Annotated in this window: 22 protein-coding genes; 11 read left to right on the plus strand and 11 right to left on the minus strand. The window is 68.2% G+C overall.

Features of this window, described 5'->3' with window-relative positions:
- Positions 1-25 precede the first annotated feature (25 nt).
- From D103_RS0112395 to D103_RS0112425, 7 genes are all read right to left on the minus strand, one after another.
- Positions 26-853 carry a PhnD/SsuA/transferrin family substrate-binding protein gene (locus D103_RS0112395; protein WP_018877018.1) on the minus strand — a complete coding sequence of 276 codons (828 nt, stop codon included), beginning with the start codon at positions 851-853 and terminating at the stop codon, positions 26-28.
- Positions 850-2,190 (minus strand): diguanylate cyclase, encoded by a 1,341-nt coding sequence (locus tag D103_RS0112400; RefSeq protein ID WP_018877019.1) that lies wholly within the window; start codon positions 2,188-2,190, stop codon positions 850-852. Before D103_RS0112400 ends, D103_RS0112395 begins: the two co-directional genes overlap by 4 nt.
- Before the next feature lie 159 nt (positions 2,191-2,349).
- The gene (gene ubiB / locus D103_RS0112405) at positions 2,350-4,038 is read right to left on the minus strand and encodes a ubiquinone biosynthesis regulatory protein kinase UbiB (RefSeq protein ID WP_018877020.1); all 1,689 of its coding nucleotides are present in this window, start codon (positions 4,036-4,038) and stop codon (positions 2,350-2,352) included.
- Complete coding sequence (locus tag D103_RS0112410) at positions 4,038-4,658, minus strand: SCP2 domain-containing protein (RefSeq protein WP_018877021.1); 621 nt, start codon at positions 4,656-4,658, stop codon at positions 4,038-4,040. Before D103_RS0112410 ends, ubiB begins: the two co-directional genes overlap by 1 nt.
- A gap of 7 nt (positions 4,659-4,665) precedes the next feature.
- Positions 4,666-5,415, minus strand: coding sequence for a bifunctional demethylmenaquinone methyltransferase/2-methoxy-6-polyprenyl-1,4-benzoquinol methylase UbiE (ubiE, locus tag D103_RS0112415; protein WP_018867569.1), 750 nt, complete (start codon positions 5,413-5,415; stop codon positions 4,666-4,668).
- Positions 5,416-5,428: 13 nt separating this feature from the next.
- Positions 5,429-5,794 (minus strand): gamma-butyrobetaine hydroxylase-like domain-containing protein, encoded by a 366-nt coding sequence (locus D103_RS0112420; RefSeq protein ID WP_018867570.1) that lies wholly within the window; start codon positions 5,792-5,794, stop codon positions 5,429-5,431.
- A gap of 186 nt (positions 5,795-5,980) precedes the next feature.
- Complete coding sequence (locus tag D103_RS0112425; protein WP_018877022.1) at positions 5,981-6,886, minus strand: DMT family transporter; 906 nt, start codon at positions 6,884-6,886, stop codon at positions 5,981-5,983.
- 308 nt (positions 6,887-7,194) lie between these two features.
- On the opposite strand from D103_RS0112425, the gene D103_RS0112430 reads away from it, so the two are divergent.
- Positions 7,195-8,328: an acyl-CoA desaturase gene (locus tag D103_RS0112430; protein ID WP_018877023.1), complete on the plus strand. Its 1,134-nt coding sequence runs from the start codon at positions 7,195-7,197 to the stop codon at positions 8,326-8,328.
- A 42-nt stretch (positions 8,329-8,370) separates the two neighbouring features.
- On the opposite strand, the gene D103_RS0112435 is transcribed toward D103_RS0112430, so the two are convergent.
- Positions 8,371-8,679 carry a response regulator transcription factor gene (locus tag D103_RS0112435; protein WP_018877024.1) on the minus strand — a complete coding sequence of 103 codons (309 nt, stop codon included), beginning with the start codon at positions 8,677-8,679 and terminating at the stop codon, positions 8,371-8,373.
- A gap of 191 nt (positions 8,680-8,870) precedes the next feature.
- Between D103_RS0112435 and D103_RS0112440 the strand changes: the two genes are divergently transcribed.
- From D103_RS0112440 to D103_RS0112470, 7 genes are all read left to right on the plus strand, one after another.
- The gene (locus D103_RS0112440) at positions 8,871-9,218 is read left to right on the plus strand and encodes a DUF3024 domain-containing protein (RefSeq protein WP_018877025.1); all 348 of its coding nucleotides are present in this window, start codon (positions 8,871-8,873) and stop codon (positions 9,216-9,218) included.
- Positions 9,219-9,228: 10 nt separating this feature from the next.
- Positions 9,229-9,489: a hydrogenase maturation nickel metallochaperone HypA gene (locus D103_RS0112445; RefSeq protein ID WP_018863238.1), complete on the plus strand. Its 261-nt coding sequence runs from the start codon at positions 9,229-9,231 to the stop codon at positions 9,487-9,489.
- The gene (gene hypF, locus D103_RS0112450; RefSeq protein ID WP_018877026.1) at positions 9,486-11,840 is read left to right on the plus strand and encodes a carbamoyltransferase HypF; all 2,355 of its coding nucleotides are present in this window, start codon (positions 9,486-9,488) and stop codon (positions 11,838-11,840) included. The genes D103_RS0112445 and hypF overlap by 4 nt, the downstream gene beginning before the upstream one ends.
- A complete protein-coding gene (locus tag D103_RS0112455) occupies positions 11,797-12,051 on the plus strand; it encodes a HypC/HybG/HupF family hydrogenase formation chaperone (protein WP_018877027.1) in 255 nt (84 codons plus the stop codon). Before hypF ends, D103_RS0112455 begins: the two co-directional genes overlap by 44 nt.
- Positions 12,048-13,136, plus strand: coding sequence for a hydrogenase formation protein HypD (gene hypD, locus D103_RS0112460; protein ID WP_018877028.1), 1,089 nt, complete (start codon positions 12,048-12,050; stop codon positions 13,134-13,136). The genes D103_RS0112455 and hypD overlap by 4 nt, the downstream gene beginning before the upstream one ends.
- Positions 13,133-14,137 (plus strand): hydrogenase expression/formation protein HypE, encoded by a 1,005-nt coding sequence (gene hypE, locus D103_RS0112465; protein ID WP_018877029.1) that lies wholly within the window; start codon positions 13,133-13,135, stop codon positions 14,135-14,137. The genes hypD and hypE overlap by 4 nt, the downstream gene beginning before the upstream one ends.
- 139 nt (positions 14,138-14,276) lie before the next feature.
- Positions 14,277-14,489, plus strand: a complete 213-nt coding sequence (locus tag D103_RS0112470) for a hypothetical protein (protein WP_018867579.1) — start codon at positions 14,277-14,279, stop codon at positions 14,487-14,489.
- A 2-nt stretch (positions 14,490-14,491) separates the two neighbouring features.
- Here the strand turns inward: D103_RS0112470 and D103_RS0112475 are convergent, their stop codons facing one another.
- A complete protein-coding gene (locus D103_RS0112475) occupies positions 14,492-15,010 on the minus strand; it encodes a GNAT family N-acetyltransferase (RefSeq protein ID WP_018867580.1) in 519 nt (172 codons plus the stop codon).
- A 148-nt stretch (positions 15,011-15,158) separates the two neighbouring features.
- Between D103_RS0112475 and D103_RS0112480 the strand changes: the two genes are divergently transcribed.
- The gene (locus D103_RS0112480) at positions 15,159-16,109 is read left to right on the plus strand and encodes a PDC sensor domain-containing protein (protein ID WP_018877030.1); all 951 of its coding nucleotides are present in this window, start codon (positions 15,159-15,161) and stop codon (positions 16,107-16,109) included.
- A 20-nt stretch (positions 16,110-16,129) separates the two neighbouring features.
- On the opposite strand, the gene D103_RS0112485 is transcribed toward D103_RS0112480, so the two are convergent.
- Together D103_RS0112485 and D103_RS0112490 are read right to left on the minus strand one after the other, a co-directional pair.
- On the minus strand, positions 16,130-16,675 hold the full coding sequence (locus D103_RS0112485) for a copper chaperone PCu(A)C (protein WP_018877031.1): 546 nt from the start codon (positions 16,673-16,675) through the stop codon (positions 16,130-16,132).
- 53 nt (positions 16,676-16,728) lie between these two features.
- Positions 16,729-18,657: a TonB-dependent copper receptor gene (locus tag D103_RS0112490; protein ID WP_038028907.1), complete on the minus strand. Its 1,929-nt coding sequence runs from the start codon at positions 18,655-18,657 to the stop codon at positions 16,729-16,731.
- 295 nt (positions 18,658-18,952) lie between these two features.
- Between D103_RS0112490 and D103_RS0112495 the strand changes: the two genes are divergently transcribed.
- Entirely contained in the window at positions 18,953-19,903 is a 951-nt protein-coding gene (locus D103_RS0112495) for a sigma-54-dependent Fis family transcriptional regulator (protein ID WP_018877033.1), read from the plus strand.
- 260 nt (positions 19,904-20,163) lie between these two features.
- The coding region (locus tag D103_RS0112500; protein ID WP_026280366.1) for an IS256 family transposase at positions 20,164-20,504 on the plus strand (341 nt) is incomplete at its 3' end.

The following is a 20,504-nucleotide window of genomic DNA, read 5'->3' on the forward strand; positions in this document are numbered from 1 at the left end:
GACCGAAGGTGGCGAAGGTCCGCCGTCAGTCGAACGGCGCGATCAGTTCGCGCACCACATCGTAGTCGGCATCGCGAACCGGGGCGAAGCCGTTGTAGTTCTCGTCCAGCGCGCGCAGGGCCGGGCCCGAGGCCGGGTCGTCCGGGTTCGCCGCCAGCAGGGTGTCGCGGACGCGCTCCCGCAGGTCCGGGTCCAGCCCGGCGCGGGCGGCAATGACGTACGGTGGCAGATAGGGCGAGGCGTGCAGGATGCGAATGCCTTCGCCTTCCCAGCGGTAGGCAGCGGTGTCCTTCAGGATGCCGGCATCGAAATCGCCACTGATGACCCCGCGCACAATGTTGTCGTAATGCCCGAGGAAGTGGTACTCCCCGAGTTCGCTGAGTTCAACCCCGGAGTCGACCACCGCGGCCCGCTGCAGCAGGGCGGCCTCGTCGCCGAAGGCGAAACGCTTGCCGGCCAGTTCCTCGGGGGTCTGCAAGGGGCTGTCCTCCGCGACCACGATCATCAGGCGGAAACTGTCCTCGCCCTTGGTGATGGTGCGCGCCAGGGGTACGGCGTCCCCGCGCTGATTCGCCCGGATATACGCGACCGGGGTGAGGTAGGCGATGTCCGAACGCCCCTCCGCGATCTCGCGGATCGCGTCGGGCATGCTGGACGACAGGCGCAGGGACACGTCCCGCTCCAGGGTTTCCGCCAGATATTCGGTGAACGGCTCCAGGCGCGCCATCATCTGCGCCGGGATGTCCATGGCCACCGACCCGAACACCAGTGGTTCATTTGCGTCCGCGGCGCCCGCGGATGCGGTCAGTGCCAGCAGACCGCCGAGCAGCATTCCCTGGAACCGTTTGTTCATGACTCGTCTCCCTCGAAGTTGACTGACAGCGGGTCTTCATGGATCAGTGTGGTGTAGTTGGTCACGCGGTTGCGTCCGCGCCGCTTGCTGGAGTACATCGCCTGATCGGCCGCGCGGCAAAGGGCTCTGGAGGAGGTGACACCCTCCTCCAGCGAGAGCGTCGCGATGCCGATACTGACGGTCACATGCAACTGCTGGCCACCATCCTCCGTGGGCACTTCCATCGCCTCGACGGTGCGCCGCAGCTTCTCCGCGGTCCGTTGCGCGCCACGCGCATCGCAGCGGCGCAGGAACACGGCGAATTCCTCGCCGCCCATGCGGCATGTGGTGTCGGTATCCCGGCACTGCTCGCGAATGAGCCCGGCGAACGCCTTGAGGATGCGATCCCCGGTGTCATGGCCCCAGGTGTCGTTAATGGCCTTGAAGTTATCCAGGTCCAGGATGAGCAGACTGGCCGGATCGCCGTGGCGGCGGAACAGGGCGATGTCCTGTTCCATCGCCTCCTGGAAGGCCCGGCGGTTGCCCAGGCCGGTCAGCGGATCCGTGCGGGTCAAGGCCTCCAGCTCGGCATTGGAGGATTCCAGCTCCTTTTGCTGCTGGATCAGCCGTTCGTAGGCCTCCCGCAGTTCACGGTCGGCCGACTCCACCCGCCCCCGCAGTTGTTCGTTGGCGGCGTTGAGTTGGGCGCGCATCTGGTTGAACCGGGCCGCCAGGTCCCCGATCTCGTCATTGGAGTGCACCTCGATGTCACGCACGATCACGCCGTTGCGGTCGACGTTCGACTCCAGGGCGCGCGACACGCGGGTCAGCGGGGCGATGATGATCCAGGACAGGGCGGCGAACTCGCCCAGCGCGATCAGCGCGATCACGGCCACCTCGCGGCGGATCAGGGAGGCCTTTTGCTGTTCCAGCTGGGCCAGGATGGGCTCGATGCTGAGTTCGATCTCGAGGTGCCCGACGGCTCGTCCGTCCAGTTCGATGGGTCGGTCGAACGCCACGCGTTCGAGCTCCATGCGTTCGGGATGCTGCGCCTCCGCCATGGTGTTGCCGCGATCGCTGAAGACGCGCGCATGCACCACGCCGCCCGATTCGACGAACTGGTCCAGCAGCAACTGGATGGTGTGGTAGTCGTAGCCCACCACGCTGAAGGAAAGCGACCGGGCCAGGGAGTCGGCGGTCTCGCCGCCGCGGCGATCGGTTTCGCTGAGGACGTTCTGCTCGACATCGCGCAGGACCAGATAGCCGCTGATCGAAAGCGCGGTCAGCAGCACGGTCAGCAGGACCAGCACCACCTTCTGGCGAATCCCGAGTCGGAAAAGGCGGCGCCTGCGGGCCATGCGGTCCTCTTGTTCGATGGACTGGGGGCGCCCCGGCGTCCGTGCGGGGAGTCTGTAGCTTAAAAAGGCATCCCGCCGGGAACAAACAGGGTTTGTTAATACAGCAGCCGCGCGCCGCTCAGCGGTCGGATTCGATCGTCGGGCGGGGCTTTGTAGGGGTCAGGCGTTCACGTCTCGGCGCCGCCGCCGCGGACCGGGGCGCAAACCGAGCAGGAGCACGCCGGCACCGGCGAAGGCGAGCGGCCAGGTCGGCCAGGGCAGTCCCAGCCAGCTGGCCACCTCCAGTTGCGTAGCCAGGCCGGCCAGCGCCAGCAACGCGACCCCGGCCCAGCCCTCGTTGCGTCGTCGGGACTGTCGTCTCAGTCCGTCTTCCAGCTCGAGGATCTGGCGGCGCAGTGCGGCGTCGCGCTCGGCGCGCTGCTCCTCCACCGTCAACGCCTTCTCCAGATGCATCGGGATCTCCGGCAGATGGGCCAGCAAGCGCGGCAGGTGCTGCTGGGCGTTGCGGATGAACGCGCGCACGCCCATGCGTTCGTGCATCCACTTCTCGATGAATGGCTTGGCGGTGGTCCACAGGTCCAGCTGTGGATAGAGCTGGCGGCCCAGGCCCTCGATGTTCAGCAGGGTCTTCTGCAGCAGCACCAGTTGCGGCTGGACCTCCATGTTGAAGCGCCGCGCAGTCTGGAACAGGCGCAGCAGGACCTGGCCGAAGGAGATCTCGTCCAGCGGGCGCTGGAAAATCGGCTCGCAGACGGTGCGGATGGCCGCCTCGAATTCGTCCACGCGGGTGTCCTTCGGCACCCAGCCGGACTCCACGTGCAGTTCGGCCACGCGGCGGTAGTCGCGGTTGAAGAAGGCGTGGAAGTTTTCCGCCAGATAGCGCTGGTCGGAGTCCAGCAACGAGCCGACGATGCCGAAGTCCACCGCCAGGTAGGTCGGGTCGTCCGGGTGGGTGGCATCGACGAAGATGTTGCCCGGGTGCATGTCGGCGTGGAAGAAGTTGTGCTGAAACACCTGGGTGAAGAAGATCTCCACCCCGCGCTCGGCCAGCAGCTTCAGATCCACGTTCCGCTCGCGCAGCGCGGCGATGTCGGCCACCGGGATGCCGCCGATGCGCTCCATCACCAGCACGCTGCGGCGCGTGTAGTCCCAGATGATCTCCGGGATGTACAGCAGGTGGCTGTCCTCGAAGTTGCGGTGGATCGCGGCGGCGTTCGCACCCTCGCGGATCAGGTCCAGCTCGTCGGTGACGGTCTTTTCGTATTCGTCCACCACCTCGCGCGGGCGCAGGCGCTTGGCCTCGGACCAGTAGCGATCGGCCAGGTCCGCGATCAGGTGCATCACCTCGAGATCCGCGCGGATGGTCTTGAGGATGCCGGGGCGCACGACCTTGACCACCACCTCGCGCCCATCCTGCAGCGTGGCCGCGTGTACCTGGGCGATGGAGGCCGAGGCGATCGGCGTGTCCTCGAAGGTGGCGAAGGCGATCTCGATCGGGCGCTCCAGCTCGGCCTCGATCAGGGCGCGTGCCTGCTCGAACGGGAACGGGGGTACGCGGTCCTGCAGCCGGGCCAGCTCCACCGCGATGTCGTCCGGCAGCAGGTCGCGCCGGGTGGACAGCATCTGCCCGAACTTGATGAAGATCGGCCCCAGGTCCTCCAGCGCGCGGCGGATGCGCTCGCCGCGCGTGCCTTCGGTACGGCGAAACCAGTTCCAGGGCGCGAGGTAGAGCAGGAAGCTGAGCGGGCGCAGCGGCTTCAGCGTAAACAGGATGACGTCGAGGCGATAGCGCACCAGGACCCGCGCAATGGTCCACAGCCGCAGGCCCCGGTACAGCGCGCGGCGCATCAGGCCTGCCGGTCGTCAGGTGCGGAGGACTGTGCCTCCAGACGGCGCAGCCGGGCATCTAGGCGGGCGACCCCGTCACGCAGGTCGGCGACGTCCTCGGCAAAGGCCTCGAAGGCCCCGCCGGCCGGCAGCCACTCGAGCTCGTCGCGCAGATAGTCGGCGGTATCCTCGGCGGAGCGGCGGCCGAGGTGGCGCAGGCTGCCGCGGGCCTGATCGAGCAGGTGGCGCAGCGGTCCGGCGGCCCCGGCGCCGGCAAAGCGCTCGAACAGCCCCTCCCAGTCGATTCCGGAATCCCGCAGCGCATGCTGCAGATCGGAGAGCACGGTGGCGTCACCGGTGATGGTCAGCCCGGAACGGTCGTCACGGCCCAGCGCCGCGGCCAGCGACAGGGGCGAGCCCGTCAGCTGCACATCCACCGGCTCCTCGACACCGCCGATGACCTGCAGTCGGTCGGCAGCCCCGACCAGCGAAAGGGCCAGCCCCGGGGGCTCGATCACGATGGCGATTGCGCGCCCGGCCAGGCGCGCCCGGTCCTTCTCCGGCGCGCTCGCCAGGTGTTCGTTCAGCGTGGCCTCGATCAGGGCCGTGAACGGACTGGGCAGAGCGAAGGGTTCGGCCATGAAAACGTTACAGTTTTGTGCCGCGATGCAGCGCGACGATGCCGCCGGTCAGGTTGTCGTACTCGACCCTCTCCAGGCCGGCGTCGCGCATCATCCCGGCCAGGGTCTCCTGATCCGGGTGCATGCGGATGGACTCCGCCAGGTAGCGGTAGCTGTCCGCATCGTTGGCGACCAGCTTGCCCATCAGCGGCAGCATCTTGAACGAATAGACATCGTAGAGCGGGCGCAGCGGCGCCATCGGCTGCGAAAACTCCAGCACCAGCACGCGCCCGCCCGGCTTGATCACCCGGCGCATCTCGGCCAGTGCGCGTTCCTTGCGGGTCACGTTGCGCAGGCCGAAGGCGATGGTTACGCGGTCGAAGTAGTCATCCGGATAGGGCAACTGTTCGGCGTCCGCCTGCACGAAGTCGAGGTTGCCCACATGGCCCTCGTCCAGCATGCGGTCGCGCCCGGCCTCCAGCATCGAGGCGTTGATGTCGCAGACCACGATCTGCCCCTTCGGCCCGACACGTGGGGCGAAGGCCCCGGCCAGGTCCCCGGTGCCCCCGGCCAGGTCGAGGATCTTCATGCCCGGGCGCACCCCGGTGCGCTCCAGGGTGTAGCGCTTCCAGATGCGATGGATGCCCATCGACATCAGGTCGTTCATCACGTCGTAGCGCGATGCGACCGAATGGAAGACCTCGCCGACCCGCGAGGCCTTCTCGGACTCGGGTACGGTCTGGTAGCCGAAGTGGGTCTTGCCGGGTTCTTCTTTCATCAAGCTGCCGTTGTCAGTGCGTCTTGCGCTCGTGGCCGGCCTCTTTCAGCCGATCCAGATAATCCTGCCACAGACTTTCCTGCTCCGTGCCGAGCTTGTGCAGATAGTCCCAGTCGTAGATGCCGGTGTCGTGACCATCGGAGAACACCAGCTTCACCGCGTAGTTGCCGACCGGCTCGATCGCGGTGATGTTCACGTCCTCCTTGTCCACCTGCAGCACCTCCTGGCCCGGCCCGTGCCCGCGCACCTCGGCCGAGGGCGAGTACACGCGCAGGAACTCGCAGGGCAGCTCGAAATGCGAACCGTCGGAGTAAGTCAACTCCAGGATGCGCGACTTCTGATGCAGCTGGATATCGGTGGGTCGGTGCGTACTGCTCATGCAGCCTCCAGAATCCTCGGTCCGGGCGAGCCCGGAAAGATCGTGCGCGACCGCCCGCAGCGGCCACCATCAACAGGCTGCGAGGATACCAGCCCTGCAGACCGGCGTGGCATCTCCCCGCGCATCAAAGGCCTGCCGCCCGGCAGGAGGGATCGCGCGGGCGATCCGGAACTCCGTGCGACAACGCTACTCGGCGTCGCGGCCCCGCTCGGGGACCGGGGGCGGCGTGGCGCGGGAGGACACGCTGAGGGCGGTGACGGTGACCAGGATCAGGGCCATGCCGATGATCTGAACCAGTGCCAGGCTTTCGTGCAGGATCACCACGCCGAACAGCGTGGCGGTGACCGGTTCGATCATCGCGACGATCGAGGCAACGGCGGGGGCCGTAGTCCGCAAGCCATTGATGTAGAACGCGAACGACAGCCCGGCACCGAAGATGCCGAGGGCCAGGAACAGCGGCCAGTCGGAGGTGCTCAGGACCTCCACCATCTGGGTATTGTCGCCCGGCAGCATCAGCAGGATGACCAGCACACCGAAGGCAATCGTCAGGATCGCTTGCGGGCTGCCGTGCTGCCCGGCGTACTTGAAGCCGAAGATGAAGATCGCGTAGGACAGGCCCGCCAACAGGCCGGCACCGGCGCCGATCAGGGTCACATTGCCCGCTCCGGTGTCGTAGATCTGGGTCAGCAGCACGATGCCGACCATGACCATCGCGATGGCCACCAGCTTGAGCGTGGTCGGGGATTCCAGCCGCAGGGCGAAGGAGATGATGTAGACGAACACCGGGGCGCAGTACATCAACGTGGCGGCGACCGCCACACTGCCATGCGCGATGCTGAGGAAGTAGAACGCGAAGTTGCCGGCCACGCCCAGCCCGGCCACGGCCGACCAGAACCACATCTTGGCGCTGCCCAGCCCGCTGCCACCGGGACGCCAGGCGAGCCAGATCAGCACGAACAGCAGGCCGATGGCACCGCGGTAGAACGAGACCACGAAGGCGTCCCAGCCCTCGGCCATCAGGATGCCGCCGATCCCGCCGGACAACCCCCAGAAGAAAGCCGCCAGCACCACGAGTCCAACACCGAGGCCCATCAATCACTCCCTTTGATCGCTGGATGTAACGGGCCGTAGTCGGTGACTCGACGTGGCCAGCAATGGCGGGTATTCGGCCACGGGAGCGACCGGGCCGGCCTTCGAAACAAGCGTCATATCTTACAGGTAGGCCCGACACGGTTGGAAAGACCCGGCGCCGAACGTCGGCTCCGGTGGAATGCCCCGCATCCGACCGGTCGCTGGGGCCGGCCTTCCGGCACAAGGGCATTTCTTGCGCCCGCAGTGGTCTCATACAGTATGAATGAACGAGCACCCTCGCTCGCCCCGATCGTCAGCAGGTCTCCCCGATGTCCGAACGCTCCCCTCCGATTGCCTGGACCCCGGCAGTTTTCTTCGTACTGACCAACCTGGCCGCCGTCACGCTGGTGCCGTGGTGGTGGTTCACCCAGGGTTTCAGCGGCGCGGCCTGGCTGTTCTTCGGGCTGTTCCTGGTGCTGAGCGGGCTGGGCGTCACGGTCGGTTATCACCGGCTGTGGGCGCACCGCACCCTCAAGGCGCGTGGGCCTCTGCGCGTTGTGCTGGCACTGTGTGGCGCCCTGGCACTGCAGAACAGCATCTACAACTGGGGCGCGCGGCATCGCGTACATCATCGCTACGTGGATGACGTGGACCGCGATCCGCATTCGATCAAGCGCGGTTTCTGGCACGCCCACATGGGCTGGATGCTGCGCAACTGGCCCACCAGCGAGCCCGACTATTCGCGCGTGAAGGACCTGGCGAAGGACCCGGTGGTAATGTGGCAGCACCGTCATTACTGGACGCTCGCATGGGGGCTGAATCTGGGCCTGCCGCTGCTGCTGGGGCTGGCGTTCGGCGATGTGGTCGGCATGCTGCTGCTGTCCGGCGTGCTGCGCCTGGTGCTCAGCCACCACTTCACGTTCTTCATCAACTCCCTGGCGCACTGGTGGGGCCGGCGCCCCTACAGCGACGAGAACACCGCCGTGGACAACGGCCTGGTCGCCCTGCTCACCTGGGGCGAGGGGTACCACAACTTCCACCACGCCTTTCAGGCGGACTACCGCAACGGGGTGCGCTGGTGGCAGTACGACCCCTCGAAATGGCTGATCAACCTTTTTGCCTGGACAGGACTGGTGTATGACCGGCGCTGGACGCCGCGCTTCAAGATCCTGCGCGCGCGGCTGCACACCGAGTTTCGCCGGCTGCTCAACGCCGACACAGCGGGCGCAATCCACGACAACTGGCGCGCGACCCTGGAGCGCGAGTACCAGCGCTTCCGTGAAATCGTGAACCAGTGGCAGGAGGTCCATGCGCGCAACATGCGGGCCGGGCGCGAGGTCCTGAACGACCGCTGGCTGCGCACGGAACTGCACACCCAGTTCAAGGAGCTGGAGTATCGCCTCAAGATGCAGCGCCGCCGCCTGCGCGCTCTGTCCGCCTCACGCAGAGGCGGTACGGCGTGAGCGCGGGCGCCGGATGACGCGGCCGAACGCCTTCCGGTTCAATCAGCACCCCAGCTTGGAAGCAACCCGATCGGCCACCTTGCCGCGGACCACGACCTCGTCGGCGCCCGCCTGGCGCGCGGCCTTGAGCATGGCCCCTTCCACGTGCGGGCCAAAGGCCAGGATCGTTGCGTCCGGGTAGCGCTCGCGCCAGCTCGATACCGCTTCCACGCCACGGCTGCCGAGATCGACCACCACCAGGTCAGGCGCCTCCGGTGTCTGGCTAGAGGTGACCACGGCGCCGGCCGAACGCCAGCGCGACTCCAGCCGTACGCGGGTCATCAGATCCGGGGTGTCGAGGTGAATCTGCATGAGGTCTCCCGAGGGGGTCGGCTGGTGGAAGGGGTCGCGCTTTACGGAGACTTGGCCGGACACGGGCAGCCTTGCCCGTAGGATCGCTTCAGCGCTGTCTCGTGGCACACACTCTAAACTATCGGGATCGTCACTTTGCCGACCCCGACTAGCCAACGATTGGCCCCGACAGCAACGGAGAACGGATACATATGGCCCTGAGCGAATTCGAGCGCAAGCGGATTGAAAAAGTGATGGAGGGGTTCATGGAAAGGCGCCGACCGCCCGCCCATGTTCGAGACCGTCTGGACCTTGTCTGGCGTCTCGAAGGCCAAAGCGTGGTGCTGTACGAAGTGCGCCCGCTGATGGACGCTCCCACAAGGGTCATGGAACACCCGGTGTTCAAGGCCACGTTCGTGCGCAAATCGGGCCGTTGGAAACTCTACTGGCAACGGGCAGACCTGAAGTGGCACGGCTACGACCCACACCCGGAACTGGCCTCGCTGGAGGATGTGCTGAGTGTGGTGGAGAAAGACGAGTACGCCTGCTTTTTCGGATAGGGGAACACGGATGCACGAGTTTTCGTTGATGGCCGACCTGATGCGCAAGATCGAGCAGGTGGCGGCGGATAACAACGCCGAGCGGGTCACCCGGGTGCGGGTCTGGCTGGGCGCGCTGTCGCACATCACGCCGGAGCATTTTCGCGAGCACTTCGAGGATGGCACCCGCGGCACGCTGGCCGAGGGCGCCGAGCTGGAGGTGGAGACCTCCGACGACGAGACCCACCCCGAGGCGCAACAGATCCTGCTGCGGAGCCTGGACGTGGCGTGAACACGCCCGCGACACTTAGCCCGGCGCGGGAGCGCTGGCGCCTGGTCGTCACCGGCCGGGTGCAGGGCGTGGGATTTCGCCCATTCGTCGCGGCGCTGGCAAAACGGCTGGCGCTGGCCGGCACGGTCGGCAACACGCCCGAGGGCGTGGTGATCCAGGTCGAGGGGGACGCGGCTCGCCTGGATGCGTTTCGTTCGGCACTGGCGCAAGAGGCGCCGGTGGCCGCACGTGTCAATGACATCTCTGTCAGCCCCGTAACCCCCACCGGCGCAGCCGGCTTCCGGCTCACTACGGGGCCGAACCGAGGCGGCGCCCCGGCCCTGGCCCCGGACCGCGCCCCCTGTCCCGACTGCCTGGCCGAGATCCGCGACCCGACGGCGCGGCGCTACCGCTACCCGTTCACCGCCTGCACGGCCTGCGGCCCGCGCTGGAGCATTGCCACGGCGCTGCCTTGGGATCGTGCCGGCACCACCCTTCATGACTTCCCGCTGTGCCCGGCCTGTCGTGCGGAGTTCGAGAACCCGGGGGATCGGCGCTTCCATGCCGAGGCGATGGCCTGCCCGGACTGCGGGCCCCGGCTCCTGCTGCGCGCGCCGGACGGCACCGAACAGGCCACCGGGGATGCGGCACTGGAGGCCGCTGTGGCGGCCCTGCGCGAGGGGCAGATCCTGGCCCTGAAGGGCGCGGGCGGGTTCCAGTTGCTGGCGGACGCCACCCGCGAGGAGGCCATCGCCCGCCTGCGAGCGCGCAAGCAGCGCCCGGAAAAGCCGCTGGCGGTGTTGCTGCCGGACGGCGACTGGCTGGATTGTCTGGCCCACGTATCCGATGCGGAAAGGGGCCTGCTGGAGGCCCCGGAGGCTCCGATCGTGCTGGTGGATCGCCAGCCCGGCGCGCCGCTGGCCGACAACATCGCCCCGGGGCTGAACCGCCTCGGGCTGATGCGGGCCGCCACACCGCTGCACCAGCTGCTGCTGGACGCACTCGCGACCCCGCTGGTCTGCACCTCCGGCAACCGCAGCGGCGAACCGCTTTGTATCTCCGGCGAGGAGGCGGTGGCTCGGCTGGGCGGGATCGCGGATGCCATCCTCGACCACGACCGTCCGATTGCGCGGCCGCTGGACGACAGCGTGTTCCAGATCGCGGCCGGGCAGCCGCAGTGCCTGCGCGTGGGACGGGGAGCCCTGCCCCTGCGCATCCCGCTGCCGCAGCCCGGCCCGGTCACGCTGGCGCTGGGCGGCCACCTCAAGGCGGCACCGGCGCTGGCCCTGAACCGCGAGGTCGTGGTCGGCGCCCACGTCGGCGACCTCGACAGCGATCCGGCCCTGCGCCGCCTCGACAGCGAGGCCCGCGCGCTGGCCGGGCTCTGCGGCGTGCAGACCGAGCGCATCACATGCGACCGACACCCGGACTATGCCTCTACCACACTCGCCGAGCGCCCGGGCGTGCCGGTCTTCCCCGTGCAGCACCACCACGCCCATGCCGCGGCCTGTCTGGCCGAGCACGGGGTGCAGGACCCGGTCCTGGCGCTGGTCTGGGACGGCGCGGGGCTGGGTACGGACGGGACGCTCTGGGGGGGCGAGTGCCTGACCGTGGACGCCGACGGTGACTGGCAGCGTGCGGGCCATCTGCGCCCGTTCCGACTGCCGGGGGGCGAGGCCGCAATCCGCGAGCCGCGACGCGCGCTGCTGGGGCTGCTGCATGCACACTTCGCGGGCGATACGGCGGCCCTGGCGGCCAGCCCGGCGCGGGCCCTGTTCGACGATGCCGAGTGGCCAGCGCTGCTCCGCGCCCTGGATCGCGGGGTCAATGCGCCCTGGACCAGCAGCGTCGGGCGGCTGTTCGATGCGGTGGCAGCCCTGACCGGGCTGCGCACCGGTGCCGGCTTCGAGGGGCAGGCCGCGATGCTGGTGCAGCAGGCAGCAGAGGCCGCGCCGGGCGTGGTGGATGCCCCGGATCTCGAGCTGGAGAACGCGATGCCCTGGCAGGCGGACTGGGGCCCGCTGATCACCGACCTGCTGGCGGCGCAGGCGGGCGGTGCCACCCCCGGGGCGATCGCCGCGCGGCTGCATAGCGCACTGGCGCGGTTCGCGGTGGCGGCCGCCCGGACGGGCGAACGCGAGACCGTGGCATTGACCGGCGGATGCTTCCAGAATCGGGGACTGCTGCAACAATGCGTGGACGCCCTGCAAACCGCCGGCTTCCGCCCGTTGTGGCCGCAGCACATACCGCCGAACGACGGCGGGCTGGCGCTCGGTCAGGCGGTGATCGCGCGCCGGGCCGCTGTGCCACCGAACGGAGACTTAGCCGATGTGCCTTGCCATCCCCGGTCGTATCGACAGCGTGGAAGGTGACGACCCGCTGTTCCGCCAGGCGCGCGTGGCCTTCGGCGGCGTCACCCGCACGGTCTCGCTGGCCTGCACGCCGGAGGCCGGGCCGGGCGACTACGTGCTGGTACATGCCGGCATCGCGATCGCCACCATCGACGAGGCCGCGGCCGAACGCACCCTGGCCGCACTGCGCGAGATCCCCGAGCACGAGCCGCCCGCGCCGGAGGGCCCGTGAGGCACCTCGACGAATACCGCGACCCGGCGCTGATCCTGCGCCAGGCGGAGGCGATCCGCGCGGCCTGCACCCGGCGCTGGACCCTGATGGAGGTCTGCGGCGGCCAGACCCACGCGATCCTGCGCCACGGGCTGGACGACCTGCTGGCGGGCTCGGTCGAGCTGCTCCACGGGCCCGGCTGCCCGGTCTGCGTGACCCCGACCGAGACTCTGGACCAGGCCGTGCTGCTGACCCGCCGCCGGGAGGTGATGCTGTGTACCTTCGGCGACATGCTGCGCGTCCCCGGCGCACTGGGCGACCTGAACGCCGCGCGCGCGGCCGGCGGCGATGTGCGCGTGATCTACTCGCCGCTGGATGCGGTCGCCCTGGCGCGCGAACACCCGCAGCGCGAGGTGGTGCTGCTGGCGGTGGGCTTCGAGACCACCGCCCCGGCCGCCGCGATCGCGGTACTGCAGGCCGAGGCCCTGGGGCTGCCCAACCTGTCGCTGCTGGTCTCGCACTCGCTGGTACCCCCAGCGATGGAGGCTCTGCTGACGGATCCGGACCACCGTATCCAGGGGTTCCTGGCCGCCGGGCATGTCTGCACCGTGGAGGGGGCCGCGGCCTATCAGGCGATCGCCGAGCATTTCGGGGTGCCCATTGTCGTGACGGGCTTCGAGCCGGTGGACCTGCTGGCGGGGATTCGGGCCTGTGTGGAGCAGCTGGAACGTGGCGAGGCCCGAGTCGAGAACCGCTATGACCGAGCCGCCCGCGACGACGGCAACGTGGCCGCACGCGATACGGTCAGCCGTGTGTTCGAGCCGGAGGAACGCGAGTGGCGCGGCATGGGCCGCCTGCCCGCCAGCGGGCTGGGCCTGCGCCCGGCCTATGCCCGCTTCGATGCGGTCGCGCGTTTCGGGATCGCGGCCCCCGCGACCGGTGCGGACGGGCCCTGCATCGCCGGCGAGGTGCTGCGCGGGCTGCGCCGACCGACCGAGTGCCCCGCCTTCGGCCGCGAGTGCACCCCGGACACCCCGCTGGGCGCGCCGATGGTGTCCTCCGAGGGGGCCTGCGCCGCCTATCTGCACTACCGGGGCGGGGCATGACCACGGAGGTGGTCCGCCTCGCGCATGGCGGTGGGGGCCGCCTGCAGGCCAAGCTGCTGGACGAGGTGATCCTGTCGGCGCTGGGCACGTCCGCTCGCGGCGCCCCCGATGCGGCCGTGCTCGACGGACCGGACGGACGCCTGGCCATGACCACCGACAGCTTCGTGGTGCGCCCCCTGTTCTTCCCCGGCGGCGACATTGGCCGCCTCGCGGTGCACGGTACGGTCAATGACCTGGCGATGGCCGGGGCGCGGCCACTGTGGCTGACGCTGGGGCTGATCCTCGAGGAGGGGCTGCCCCTGGAGGACCTGCGGCGCATCCTCGCCTCCGTAAGCGCGGCCGCCGAAGAATGCGGCGTCCGGGTCGTGGCCGGCGATACCAAGGTGGTCGAGGGCGGGCGCGGCGACGGGGCCTACCTCAACACCAGCGGGGTGGGCGTCGTGCCGGAGGGGGTGCGGATCGCACCGGACGCGATCTGGCCGGGCGACATGCTGCTGGCCAGCGGTGACCTGGGCCGACATGGCGTCGCCATCCTGGCCGCGCGCGAGGGCCTGGGACTGGACCCGCCGATCCCCAGCGACAGCGCCCCGGTCGCCGGGGCAGTGGCCGCGCTGCTGGCAGCCGATGTGCCCGTGCATGCCCTGCGCGACCCCACCCGCGGCGGCACAGTGGCCGCGCTGCAGGAACTGGCGGACGCCTCGGGCTGCCGCCTGATACTGGAGGACGCAGCCATCCCGGTGCGCGAGGACGTGCGCGGGGCCTGCGAGATCCTCGGGCTGGACCCGCTGCACAGCGCCTCGGAGGGGCGCTTCCTGGCCGCCGTGCCGGAACCCGCGGCCGAACATGCCCTGAGCGTGCTGCGGTCACGACCGGAGACGGCCGGGGCCGTTGCGATCGGCCAGGCCGAGGCGGGCGAACCCGCGGTCATCCGACGCCTCGCGACCGGCGTGGAACGCCGGGTGATCCTGCCGGCCGGCGAGCAGTTGCCCCGCATCTGCTGAGTCGCTGTTTGCAGCGCCTGCCGAGGGACCACGGAAACCGCCCGATGGAGTGCTCACGACGACACGGGATCACGCGCATGACGGCGGCGGCCGTCGGGCGTTATGGTGATCCCCCCGGTTCAATCAGGAGGAACCCCCGATGTCGATGCGCCCGTTGATTCCCGCAGTCCTCACGCTCGCCAGCAGCCCCGCTCTGGCCCACCCGGGGCACGGCCATGGCGAAGGGTTCTCGTTGCTTCACTTCCTGAGCGCTCCGGAACACGCGTGGCCGCTGGGCCTGGGCCTTCTGGCCATGGCGATCATCGTGGGGCTGTTTGCCCGACAGTGGCACCGCAAGCGCCCGCGGCGCTGAGCTCAGGGCGGAGAGGACGCGCCCTTCGCCGGCCACCAGTAACGCTGTTCGTAATCCCGGTCGCGATCGCGGACCGGCACCGGGACGAAGCCCATGGCGGCGAAGAAACCGGCGGCGGAGGCCTGGGCCTTGACCAGCACCCCGGCGACACCGGCCTCCCTCGCGGCGGCGCGACTGGCCTCGACCAGTTGCCGCCCCACCCCCTGCCCGCGCGCGGCGCGCCCGACATAGAGGCCGTGGAGCAGAAGGCCATCCGGTATACCCTCCGGCAGTTCTTGGGCCCCCGCCGCCTCCCAGGCCGCGACGCCGACCACGTCGCCTGCGCACTCCAGCACGACCATGTCGAGGAACATCCGGTCGGCCTCGGTGTAGCGGTAGGCCGGCAGGGCCAGGCGGCGCACGCGTTCGGGCAACGGCCAGTCCTCAATCGCCTCGGCGACGAGGCGGTTGATGGCATCGAGATCCTCTGGGCGCGCGGCACGGGCAGTCAAGGTGGTAAGGGAGGTTGTGGTTTCGGGCATCGGTCATCAGGTTTGTCGGCACGGTTCCTGCTCGGACCTTTTGCGCAACGCGAAGTGCCAAACGCATGGACCCACGAGGCCCTTCACGACAACGAAACCCTCGATCGGGGATAATCCGCGCCGCACCGAAAGGAGACGACACCGCACCATGACGGAACTGAAGAAGGCGATCGAGCACCAGCGCGACTACCTCGAGAACAAGCTGCAGGAGCCTCTGGCCAACATCGCGCGTCGGCTGTCCGCGGTCTGGCCGCGCCGCGAGGACCTGGACTCGATTCTGGAAGAGGCTATCCGCCAGATCCCGGAGGCCACGTTCGTCTATGCCCTGAATACCCGGGGCATCCAGCTCTCCGACAACATCTCGCGCAGCGGCGTACTGCCGGAGCATTTCGGGCGCGACCGGTCACAACGCCCGTACATGAAGGAGGTCGTGCCGGCGACGGGCTTTCTGCTTTCGGATGCCTACATCAGCCTGCTCGGACGGCGGCCCTCGCTGACCGCGCTGCAGCTGGTTCGCGACAGCGACGGCAATGCGCTGGGCTTTCTCGGAGCGGACTTTGACCTGCGCAACCTGCCCGACTTTTCCGAGGACCTGTACGAAGAGCCGAACGAGTGGCGGCAGATCAAGGGCGATCCGTCCATCCGCGGCACGCTGTTCCTGCAGAGCCGTACCGAGAGCCTGATGGACCAGAACATGGATACGGCCCTGGCCATCATCGAGGAACTGTTCACCGAGCGCGGGGTGTTTCAGGGGGTATTCCACTTCTCCAGTTCACGCGCCACGCTGTGGACCACCGAGGACCCGTACCGCTACCGCATCCTGACCCACGAATCCCTCGGCGATCCGGACGTGTGCCTGGCGTTTCCGCACGAGCCGTACCCCGAGGAGGCACTCATCCCGAAGGACGAGGTCGGCCGGGTACTGGAGGGGCTGAAGGCCCTGCGCTACGCGGACGAGACCATCTATCTGCGCTCCGCCTCCATCAACCTGTTCAATGGCATGGTCAGCCTGACCTTCTCCTGTGACGGCTCGCACTACATGACCTGGGACGAGTTCCTCGGCCGCTCCATCGAGTTCTGGATCGGCGCCACCGGGTAGGTGTCTGGCCCCCTGACGGGTCAGTGATGGTGATGGCCACCGGCCCCATGGCCCTGTCCGTGGCCATGACCCATCCCTCCATCGGCTCGCCGGACTTCGGCCTCCACGGTGAACACCTCGCCTGAGCGGGTATGCAGCTCGATAGAGACTTCCTGGCCCTTCTGCAGGGGCTCGTGGAGGTCAATCAGCATCACATGCAGGCCGCCCGGCTGCAGCGCAACTTCGCCCCCGGCCGGAATGGTGATGGCTTCCACCTCGCGCATGCGCATCACGCCCGCGTCGTCTTCCACATGATCGTGAAGCTCGGTGACCGCCGCCACCGGCGACGACCCGGACACGATCTCGATGTCTTCGTCCGTCGTGTTGCGCAAGGTCATGTAAGCCGCGGTGCTGGGCATTCCGGGGGGCATCAGGCGCACCCAGGGCCGTTCATCGATCTCGACGCCCTCCATGCAGTCACAGAACCCCGGCTCTTCGTGGCCCTCAACATGATGGGCATGTGCACCGGATGTGGCGAACAGACCGACCAGCGCGAATGCGCAAAGCGTGCGAATGGATGTGTTCATTTCTTGCTTCCTCGTAGTGGGCTGCCGGCGAAATCCTTGCGCCCGAGATTGGATCAGAATTCCACGGTCCAGTTGGCCCATAGCGTTCGCCCCGGATCGTTGATGGAGCGTGTCGCGGTGCCGAGCTCGGCCTGACCGCGCTGGATATGCTCGCGGTAGCTGCGGTCGAACAGGTTGTCGATACCGAAGGTGACCCGCGAGTTTCCGAAGACCTCCATCCCGGCATAGACCGCGACGGTGGCAAATCCGGGCGTTTCCTCGGTATCAAAGCTGTAGATGGTGCCGTGATCGAGGTGGATGCGGTCCTGGCGCGCAACGCCGCGCACCTGCGCCCCGGCAAAGCGGTTCCCGGCCGCGTACTCCAGGCCCAGGGTGAGCTCGGCGGGGGGCGTCTGTGCCAGGGGCACGCCATCACTGTCATTCCGAGCGCGTACCCAGGCTGCGCCGGCGCGGGCGGTCCAGTGCTGGTGCAGCGCCCAGGCCAGGTCCAGCTCTGCGCCATAGGTGGTGGCATCGACATTACGCGCCTCGGGGGCCTCGCGGGCGATCAGGATGTAGTCATCGAACTGACCGTAGAACACGGCCAGCGATCCGGTCAGATCGCCATGATGGACCTGTACTCCCAGATCGAACTGGGTGAGCGTCTCGGTCTCCAGCTCGAACACGCGACGGCGTTCCCAGAAGTCGGCGGCGCGTTCGGCCCGCCCGATACCCAGGTACCCGGTGGCCGGCCAGGCCGCGAAGTCCTGTTCGACCCGCAGGAAGCCGCTCATCTGGTTGCTGCTGTCGACGCTCCCGGCCGCGGCCCCGCCGAATCCGTTTTCGTCCTGGGCCGCGGCCCGCGAGCGATCCATGCGCAGCCCCGTGACCAGGCGGCGGGTGTCCGTCAGCGGATACTCCAGCTCCGCGAACACGCCGGTATCGCGGAACCGGGCGGTGTCGTTGCGTGGCACGTCACGCCAGCCGAACGCCGCCATGCCCATCAGGCGGTTGTCGCGGTGCCGGTTGCGCTGATATTCGGCCCCCGCGTGCAGCAGGGCCTCGCCCGGCAGCACGAAATCAGCGGCGAGGCGCGCCCCGGTCGTGACACGGTCGGGGTAGCGGACCATCGGCATGCCCGGTGGCTCGCGCAGCGTGAAGTTGTCCATCACGTGGTCGATTTCGTTGTAGAAGACCCGGGCCTCGATCTGGTCCAGCCAGGGTGCGAGGCGCTCTCGGGTCACGGCCAGGCTGTAGCCATTGCGCTCGAATTGCGTGCCGTCCATGCCCCGATCGTCGTAGGCGGCTTCGGCATCCGAGCGGTCCAGGGTAAACTCGACCAGAGTGTCGTCATCCGGGCGCCATCCGACAATGCCGGTGCCACTCCAGCGCGAGTACTGCGAGTGCACGGTATTCCCGTCACCATCGCGATAGTCGGACTGGTCGGACAGGGTGCCAATGCCGCGGATGTAGCCGTGCTCGTTCCCGGTCGCGATATCCGTGACCAGATCGAAGCGGTCGAAGCGACCCACAGTGATCCCCGTAAAGCCCCGGACCTCTCCGGCGGTTTCGAACCGCGGGGCCTCGCGCTCGAAGCGCACCACGCCGGCGGGGCTGGCACCATAGCGAACGCTCTGCGGTCCCTTGGTGACCTCGATATGCTCATAGGCCTGGGGGTAGACATAGGCGGTTGGCGGGTCCATCCGCCCTTCACAGCCGCCGAGGATCGGGGCGTTGTCCAGCAGGATCGACAGGCGCGAGCCGCCCAGCCCACGCAGCTCCGGGTCTCCACTGGTGCCGCCCTTGCGGCTAACCGTGAACCCCGGGATGAAGCCGAGATAGGCGCCGCCGTCGTGGGCGGGCAGCGGCAGGCGGGGCTGGCGCGGGTCGGTGGTCACCACGCCTGGACCGGTCATGGGCGAAGCCGTAATAACCACCGGGCTCAGCCGCGGCAGTTCATCGGCTGCCAGGGGCATAACGGCGAGTATCAGGCCCGCACCCATCAGACAGCCCGGCAAGGCGTATCGCGCTTTCATTGCATCCTGCTCCTTTGTCCATCAGGAGCCAGGACAGGGGCAAACCCCGTGCCAGCCCGCGTGGGCCCTCTCAACACACTGTTCGGAGGAGTGTTTTGCGCGCGGTCGCTCCGTGGGAGCCTACGCCGAGGGTGTGGCAAATGCCATACCGGGCGCGGCAAAGCTCGCACTTTGACTGCTGCCGCGCCGCGTCGCATGCCTTGCCAGACGGGGCGGGTCCGGGCAGGCTTTCAGTCCTGTTAATCCGGTTAGATGTTGTCTGATGGACGTCCCTCCCGAACTGATTGGTGACTCCCCCGAACTGCAGGCGCTGATGCGGCAGGCGAATCTGGTTGCGCGTACCGACGCGACCGTATTGGTTCAGGGCGAGAGCGGAACCGGCAAGGAACGGCTGGCGCGCCGGATCCATGCGCACAGTCGGCGCAGTGCGGCACCGCTGATCAGCGTGAACTGCGCGTCCCTGCCGGCCGATCTGGTCGAGTCGGAGCTGTTCGGTCACCGTCGCGGGGCCTTCACCGGGGCACACGAGGCCCAGTCCGGCCTGATTCGCCAGGCCGATGGCGGCACCCTGCTGCTTGACGAGATCGCCGAATTGCCTCCCGGGGCACAGGCCAAGCTGCTGCGTTTTCTGGAGAGCGGCGAATGCCAGCCGCTGGGGGCGGCTCGCCCCGAGAAGGTGGATGTCCGCATCATCGCCGCGACCCACCAAGACCTGAACCAGCATGTGACCGAGGGCCGGTTCCGCGCGGATCTGTTCTTTCGCCTGTTTGTGGTGCCGCTGGAAATGCCACCCTTGCGGCAGCGCCAGGGCGATGTGCGGCGTCTGGTGGAGCATTTCCGCCTGGAGCTCGCCACCGCCCATGAGCTTGAACCACCACACTTCACGCCAGAGCTGGTGCGCTGGCTCGAATGCTGGCCATGGCCTGGTAACGTGCGTGAGCTGAAGAACCTGGTCGAGCGCTGTGTGATCTTCATGGCCGGTCAGACGATCCGGCCGCAGGATCTGCCTGATTCCTGGATGCAGTCGCCGCGCGACCAAAAACACGGCCCGTGGGTGATCCCGCCCGACGGTCTGAGCCTGGAACGCCTGGAGATCGACCTGATCCGGCAGGCCCTGGAGCGTACCGCCGGCAATCGCTCGCGCGCTGCCCGCCTGCTCGGGATCACACGCGACACCCTGCTGTATCGCATGAAGAAGAACGCGATTTCATAGCCCCTGCCCGCCCGGCTCTCGGTGTTGTCTTCGGGTAGGTATCGGTGCTTTTACCCCTCCGGCAAACGACGTGCTCTGGGGCAGTTTATCCCCCGCTCAAACCCGGCCCACGGACCCTGCCCAGACGGGCACCTTCCATTCGGTGGGCGCGTGGTCTCGGAGTAGTGTGCTGAGTTGTGTGCAGAAGCTGGCAGGAGGTGAGCGGCCATGGTATTCGGGTTGGTTAGCGACCACCGGAACCCCTCAAGGAGGGCGAGACCATGACCACTCACAAGAGCCAGGCTACTGCGGATCGCACGTCACTGCGAGCGCTTTTGGGGACGGACGAGGAACTGATGCGCACGCTGGTGCGCGAGGCGGTCCAGCAGGTCCTGGAGGCCGAGATGAGCGACCAGCTCCAGGCGGCGCCGGGCGAGCGCACCGAGGGCCGCCTGGGCTACCGGGCCGGGTACTACCCGCGCACCCTGATCACGCGCGTGGGCAAGCTGGAGTTGCGGGTCCCCCGGGACCGCAACGGCCAGTTCTCCACCAGCCTGTTCGAGCGCTATCAGCGCTCGGAGAAGGCGCTGGTCTCGGCCCTGATGGAGATGTATGTCCAGGG

It is taken from the genome of Thioalkalivibrio sp. ALE31 (assembly GCF_000377405.1).
In the GTDB taxonomy this organism is placed as follows: domain Bacteria; phylum Pseudomonadota; class Gammaproteobacteria; order Ectothiorhodospirales; family Ectothiorhodospiraceae; genus Thioalkalivibrio.

Coding starts and splice junctions, on each gene's coding strand:
- D103_RS0112395 (WP_018877018.1), bottom strand. CDS start 853: ATGAACAAACGGTTCCAGGGAATGCTGCTCGGCGGTCTGCTGGCACTG.
- D103_RS0112400 (WP_018877019.1), bottom strand. CDS start 2,190: ATGGCCCGCAGGCGCCGCCTTTTCCGACTCGGGATTCGCCAGAAGGTG.
- ubiB (WP_018877020.1), bottom strand. CDS start 4,038: ATGCGCCGCGCGCTGTACCGGGGCCTGCGGCTGTGGACCATTGCGCGG.
- D103_RS0112410 (WP_018877021.1), bottom strand. CDS start 4,658: ATGGCCGAACCCTTCGCTCTGCCCAGTCCGTTCACGGCCCTGATCGAG.
- ubiE (WP_018867569.1), bottom strand. CDS start 5,415: ATGAAAGAAGAACCCGGCAAGACCCACTTCGGCTACCAGACCGTACCC.
- D103_RS0112420 (WP_018867570.1), bottom strand. CDS start 5,794: ATGAGCAGTACGCACCGACCCACCGATATCCAGCTGCATCAGAAGTCG.
- D103_RS0112425 (WP_018877022.1), bottom strand. CDS start 6,886: ATGGGCCTCGGTGTTGGACTCGTGGTGCTGGCGGCTTTCTTCTGGGGG.
- D103_RS0112430 (WP_018877023.1), top strand. CDS start 7,195: ATGTCCGAACGCTCCCCTCCGATTGCCTGGACCCCGGCAGTTTTCTTC.
- D103_RS0112435 (WP_018877024.1), bottom strand. CDS start 8,679: ATGCAGATTCACCTCGACACCCCGGATCTGATGACCCGCGTACGGCTG.
- D103_RS0112440 (WP_018877025.1), top strand. CDS start 8,871: ATGGCCCTGAGCGAATTCGAGCGCAAGCGGATTGAAAAAGTGATGGAG.
- D103_RS0112445 (WP_018863238.1), top strand. CDS start 9,229: ATGCACGAGTTTTCGTTGATGGCCGACCTGATGCGCAAGATCGAGCAG.
- D103_RS0112455 (WP_018877027.1), top strand. CDS start 11,797: ATGTGCCTTGCCATCCCCGGTCGTATCGACAGCGTGGAAGGTGACGAC.
- hypE (WP_018877029.1), top strand. CDS start 13,133: ATGACCACGGAGGTGGTCCGCCTCGCGCATGGCGGTGGGGGCCGCCTG.
- D103_RS0112470 (WP_018867579.1), top strand. CDS start 14,277: ATGTCGATGCGCCCGTTGATTCCCGCAGTCCTCACGCTCGCCAGCAGC.
- D103_RS0112475 (WP_018867580.1), bottom strand. CDS start 15,010: ATGCCCGAAACCACAACCTCCCTTACCACCTTGACTGCCCGTGCCGCG.
- D103_RS0112480 (WP_018877030.1), top strand. CDS start 15,159: ATGACGGAACTGAAGAAGGCGATCGAGCACCAGCGCGACTACCTCGAG.
- D103_RS0112485 (WP_018877031.1), bottom strand. CDS start 16,675: ATGAACACATCCATTCGCACGCTTTGCGCATTCGCGCTGGTCGGTCTG.
- D103_RS0112490 (WP_038028907.1), bottom strand. CDS start 18,657: ATGGGTGCGGGCCTGATACTCGCCGTTATGCCCCTGGCAGCCGATGAA.
- D103_RS0112495 (WP_018877033.1), top strand. CDS start 18,953: ATGGACGTCCCTCCCGAACTGATTGGTGACTCCCCCGAACTGCAGGCG.